The sequence below is a fragment of the Ruminococcus sp. zg-924 genome, from assembly GCF_024433635.1.
GTDB lineage: Bacteria > Bacillota > Clostridia > Oscillospirales > Acutalibacteraceae > UBA7067.
In genome coordinates this window covers 1-5,151 of record NZ_WNJZ01000030.1, presented here as the reverse complement: position 1 = coordinate 5,151, position 5,151 = coordinate 1, and the positions used below count along the sequence as shown (strand labels likewise).

Sequence of the window (5,151 nt, the reverse complement as noted above, 5' to 3'; positions counted from 1 at the left end):
CGAGAGCAACACAAAAAGTTGTAAAAAACGGCTTGGGAATCGCAAAATCTTGTGTTCAGAACAGGACCTTGAAAATTAAACAACGCAATCAATTAACCCGTAATTAATTTGAGTTTACTCAAAATTACAGTGAAGACAACACAACAAATGTCAAAGATACGCAAGCGTATCAGAGAATGAGCTAAAGAGCTTTTTTAAAAGATTTTAACACTACGGTGTTATGATACAATTTTTTAGAGAGTTTGATCCTGGCTCAGGACGAACGCTGGCGGCGTGCCTAACACATGCAAGTCGAACGGAGCTATATTGAAAGAATACTTCGGTATGAAATTGATATAGCTTAGTGGCGGACGGGTGAGTAACGCGTGAGTAACCTGCCTTTCAGAGGGGGATAACAATCTGAAAAGATTGCTAATACCGCATGACATATAAGGGTCGCATGGCTCTAATATCAAAGGAGCAATCCGCTGAAAGATGGACTCGCGTCCGATTAGCTAGTTGGAGGGGTAACGGCCCACCAAGGCGACGATCGGTAGCCGGACTGAGAGGTTGAACGGCCACATTGGGACTGAGACACGGCCCAGACTCCTACGGGAGGCAGCAGTGGGGGATATTGCGCAATGGGGGAAACCCTGACGCAGCAACGCCGCGTGAAGGAAGACGGTTTTCGGATTGTAAACTTCTTTTGTTAAGGACGAATAAAGTGACGGTACTTAACGAATAAGCTCCGGCTAACTATGTGCCAGCAGCCGCGGTAATACATAGGGAGCAAGCGTTGTCCGGATTTACTGGGTGTAAAGGGTGCGTAGGCGGCAAGGCAAGTCAGATGTGAAATGTACGGGCTCAACCCGTAAGCTGCATTTGAAACTGTCTAGCTTGAGTGAAGTAGAGGCAGGCGGAATTCCCGGTGTAGCGGTGAAATGCGTAGAGATCGGGAGGAACACCAGTGGCGAAGGCGGCCTGCTGGGCTTTAACTGACGCTGAGGCACGAAAGCGTGGGTAGCAAACAGGATTAGATACCCTGGTAGTCCACGCTGTAAACGATGATTACTAGGTGTGGGGGGTCTGACCCCTTCCGTGCCGCAGTTAACACAATAAGTAATCCACCTGGGGAGTACGACCGCAAGGTTGAAACTCAAAGGAATTGACGGGGGCCCGCACAAGCAGTGGAGTATGTGGTTTAATTCGAAGCAACGCGAAGAACCTTACCAGGTCTTGACATCCGACTAACGAAGTAGAGATACATTAGGTGCCCTTCGGGGAAAGTCGAGACAGGTGGTGCATGGTTGTCGTCAGCTCGTGTCGTGAGATGTTGGGTTAAGTCCCGCAACGAGCGCAACCCTTGCTGTTAGTTGCTACGGAAGAGCACTCTAACAGGACTGCCGTTGACAAAACGGAGGAAGGTGGGGACGACGTCAAATCATCATGCCCCTTATGACCTGGGCTACACACGTACTACAATGGCCGTAAACAGAGGGAAGCAAAGCCGCGAGGCAGAGCAAACCCCCAAAAACGGTCCCAGTTCGGATTGTAGGCTGCAACCCGCCTACATGAAGTTGGAATTGCTAGTAATCGCAGATCAGAATGCTGCGGTGAATACGTTCCCGGGCCTTGTACACACCGCCCGTCACACCATGGGAGCCGGTAATACCCGAAGTCAGTAGTCTAACCGCAAGGAGGACGCTGCCGAAGGTAGGATTGGCGACTGGGGTGAAGTCGTAACAAGGTAGCCGTATCGGAAGGTGCGGCTGGATCACCTCCTTTCTATGGAGCAAGAACGCAAGTTCAAAATCCAAGGTCAGGATTACGGAGCAAAAGAGAGCGTTGTTTAATTTTCAGGGTCTTGAGGTAAAACCAAAAGACTTTGAAGCAGATATACGGGGGTATAGCTCAGCTGGGAGAGCACCTGCTTTGCAAGCAGGGGGTCAACGGTTCGATCCCGTTTATCTCCACCAACCCGAGAGGGTAAAAGAAGGCTGGAGTGAAAAGAACAGCCGGGAATATGGGCTTATAGCTCAGCCGGTTAGAGCGCACGCCTGATAAGCGTGAGGTCGGTGGTTCGAGTCCACTTAAGCCCACCAGTCTTGCAAAGGCAAGACGAAATGAAGCACTTTGAAAACTGAATAAAGAAGCAGAAAAGCAAGAAGGATGTAATTAGACAATAATTTTTGAAACTCAAAGATAAAGGTAAAATTACTACAATTGCGCTGAAGCAGAAAGCGAAAGCAAGAAGAACCAAAAGAGAACACATGGTCAAGCTACAAAGAGCACAAGGGGAATGCCTTGGCATCAGGAGCCGAAGAAGGACGCGACGAACTGCGAAAAGCCACGGGGAGCCGTAAGTGGGCGTTATATCCGTGGATGTCCGAATGGAGAAATCCGGCCAGAGTCATGTCTGGTCATCATATACTGAATAAATAGGTATATGAGGGGAACCGCCTGAACTGAAACATCTAAGTAGGGCGAGGAAAAGAAATCAACCGAGATTCCGCTAGTAGTGGCGAGCGAAAGCGGAAGAGGCCAAACCGAGAGTAGTAATACTTTCGGGGTTCGGACAGCAAGAAGCATGTTTAAGCCTAGCAGAAGGGCATGGGAAGGCCCACCAAAGAAAGTGAGAGTCTTGTATGCGAAAGGTGAGAACAGCCGGCTGTATCCAGAGTACCGCGGGACACGTGAAACCCCGTGGGAAGATGGGGGGACCATCCTCCAAGCCTAAATACTACCTGATGACCGATAGAGAACAGTACTGTGAAGGAAAGGTGAAAAGCACCCCGGGAGGGGAGTGAAAAAGAACCTGAAACCTTGTGCTTACAAGCACCGAGAGCCCGTCAAAGGGTGATCGGGTACCTTTTGTAGAATGGTCCGGCGAGTGAATGTATCTGGCAAGGTTAAGCACTTAAGGTGTGAAGCCGTAGCGAGAGCGAGTCTTAATAGGGCGTACGAAGTCAGATGTATTCGACCCGAAACCGGGTGACCTATCCATGGCCAGGCTGAAGTGGAGGTAAAACTCCATGGAGGGCCGAACCGACTCCCGTTGAAATGGTAGCGGATGAGCTGTGGATAGCGGAGAAATTCCAATCGAACCCGGAGATAGCTGGTTCTCTCCGAAATAGCTTTAGGGCTAGCCTCGAAATAGATTACTGGAGGTAAAGCACTGAATAGGCTAGGGGCCGAGAGGTTACTGAACCTTATCAAACTAAGAATGCCAGATAATTGTTTTTCGGGAGTCAGACAGTGGGAGATAAGTTTCATTGTCAAAAGGGAAACAGCCCAGACCCACAGCTAAGGTCCCAAAGTATAGTTAAGTGGAAAAGGATGTGGAGTTGCCCAGACAACCAGGATGTTGGCTTAGAAGCAGCCACTCATTAAAAGAGTGCGTAATAGCTCACTGGTCGAGTGACTCTGCGCCGAAAATTTAACGGGGCTAAACTATACACCGAAGCTTGGGATACCGTAAGGTATGGTAGGAGAGCGTTCTGTAAGGGGAGAAGTCGTAGCGAAAGCGGCGGTGGACTTTACAGAAGTGAGAATGCCGGAATAAGTAGCGAGAAATATGTGAGAATCATATTGGCCGAAAGTCTAAGGTTTTTGGAGGAAGGTTCGTCCGCTCCAAGTAAGTCGGGAGCTAAGGCGAGGCCGAAAGGCGTAGTCGATGCACATACGGTAGATATTCCGTAACCACCGAAAGATTTAAGCAAAGGGACACCTAAGAAGGGCATATCCCGGGAGATGGTTTACCCGGGCGTAAGGGACTGAAATATAGTAGGGAAGTATGTTTAGATTAGGGCGAGAAAAGCTTTGTGGATATCTAAGGTGCCCGTACCGCAAACCGACACAGGTGGACAGGAAGAGAATTCTAAGGCCAACGGGAGAAAGGTAGTTAAGGAACTCGGCAAATTGACCCCGTAACTTAGGGAAAAGGGGTGCTCACGCAAGTGAGCCGCAGAGAATAGGCCCAGGCGACTGTTTAGCAAAAACACAGGTCTCTGCCAAATCGAAAGATGAAGTATAGGGGCTGACACCTGCCCGGTGCCGGAAGGTTAAGAGGAGGAGTGCAAGCTCTGAATTGAAGCCCCGGTAAACGGCGGCCGTAACTATAACGGTCCTAAGGTAGCGAAATTCCTTGTCGGGTAAGTTCCGACCCGCACGAATGGTGTAACGATCTGGGCACTGTCTCAACTACCTGCCCGGCGAAATTGTAGTACCGGTGAAGATGCCGGTTACCTGCGACAAGACGGAAAGACCCCATGGAGCTTTACTGCAGCTTAATATTGGGTTTCGGTAATCTATGTACAGGATAGGTGGGAGACAAGGAAGCATGCACGCCAGTGTATGTGGAGTCGACGTTGGGATACCACTCTTAGATTGCTGGAATTCTAACCTGCGGCCATGAATCTGGTCGGGGGACATTGTTAGGCGGGCAGTTTGACTGGGGCGGTCGCCTCCGAAAGAGTAACGGAGGCGCTCAAAGGTTGGCTCAGCACGGACGGAAACCGTGCTTTTGAGTGTAAACGCACAAGCCAACTTAACTGCGAGGGTGACGGCCCGAGCAGGTACGAAAGTAGGAGTTAGTGATCCGGCGGTATGTGAATGGAAATGCCGTCGCTCAACGGATAAAAGCTACCCTGGGGATAACAGGCTGATCTCCCCCAAGAGTCCACATCGACGGGGAGGTTTGGCACCTCGATGTCGGCTCATCACATCCTGGGGCTGTATTCGGTCCCAAGGGTTCGGCTGTTCGCCGATTAAAGTGGTACGCGAGCTGGGTTCAGAACGTCGTGAGACAGTTCGGTCCCTATCTGTCGTGGGCGCAGGATATTTGAGGAGCTCTGTCCTTAGTACGAGAGGACCGGGATGGACGCACCGCTGGTGCACCAGTTGTCACGCCAGTGGCACAGCTGGGCAGCTATGTGCGGAACGGATAAACGCTGAAAGCATCTAAGCGTGAAGCCGGCTCCAAGATAAGATATCCCATCGAGTTAATCGAGTAAGACCCCTTGAAGACTACGAGGTTGATAGGCTGCGTGTGTAAGTGCCGTGAGGCATTCAGCTTGGCAGTACTAATAGGTCGAGGGCTTGACCACAGTCCTTTTGGTTAACTCAGTGCAATGTTTCTTCTTTTCTAAATCTTTATTCAGTTTTCAGGGTGCT

The 5,151-nt window shown here is 50.2% G+C and carries 2 tRNA genes and 2 rRNA genes; all 4 read left to right on the top strand.

Features of this window, described 5'->3' with window-relative positions:
- Positions 1-230: 230 nt before the first annotated feature.
- The 4 genes from GMA13_RS10440 (at position 231) to GMA13_RS10425 (ending at position 5,084) form a co-directional block, all read left to right on the top strand.
- Positions 231-1,764: ribosomal RNA gene (locus tag GMA13_RS10440) — 16S ribosomal RNA — on the top strand.
- 115 nt (positions 1,765-1,879) lie between these two features.
- Positions 1,880-1,955: transfer RNA gene (locus GMA13_RS10435), tRNA-Ala, on the top strand.
- Between the two features lie 49 nt (positions 1,956-2,004).
- A tRNA-Ile gene (locus GMA13_RS10430) sits at positions 2,005-2,081 on the top strand.
- A 170-nt stretch (positions 2,082-2,251) separates the two neighbouring features.
- Positions 2,252-5,084, top strand: a 23S ribosomal RNA gene (locus GMA13_RS10425).
- Together the 16S and 23S rRNA genes with 2 tRNA genes alongside form the textbook arrangement of a ribosomal RNA operon.
- Positions 5,085-5,151 lie beyond the last annotated feature (67 nt).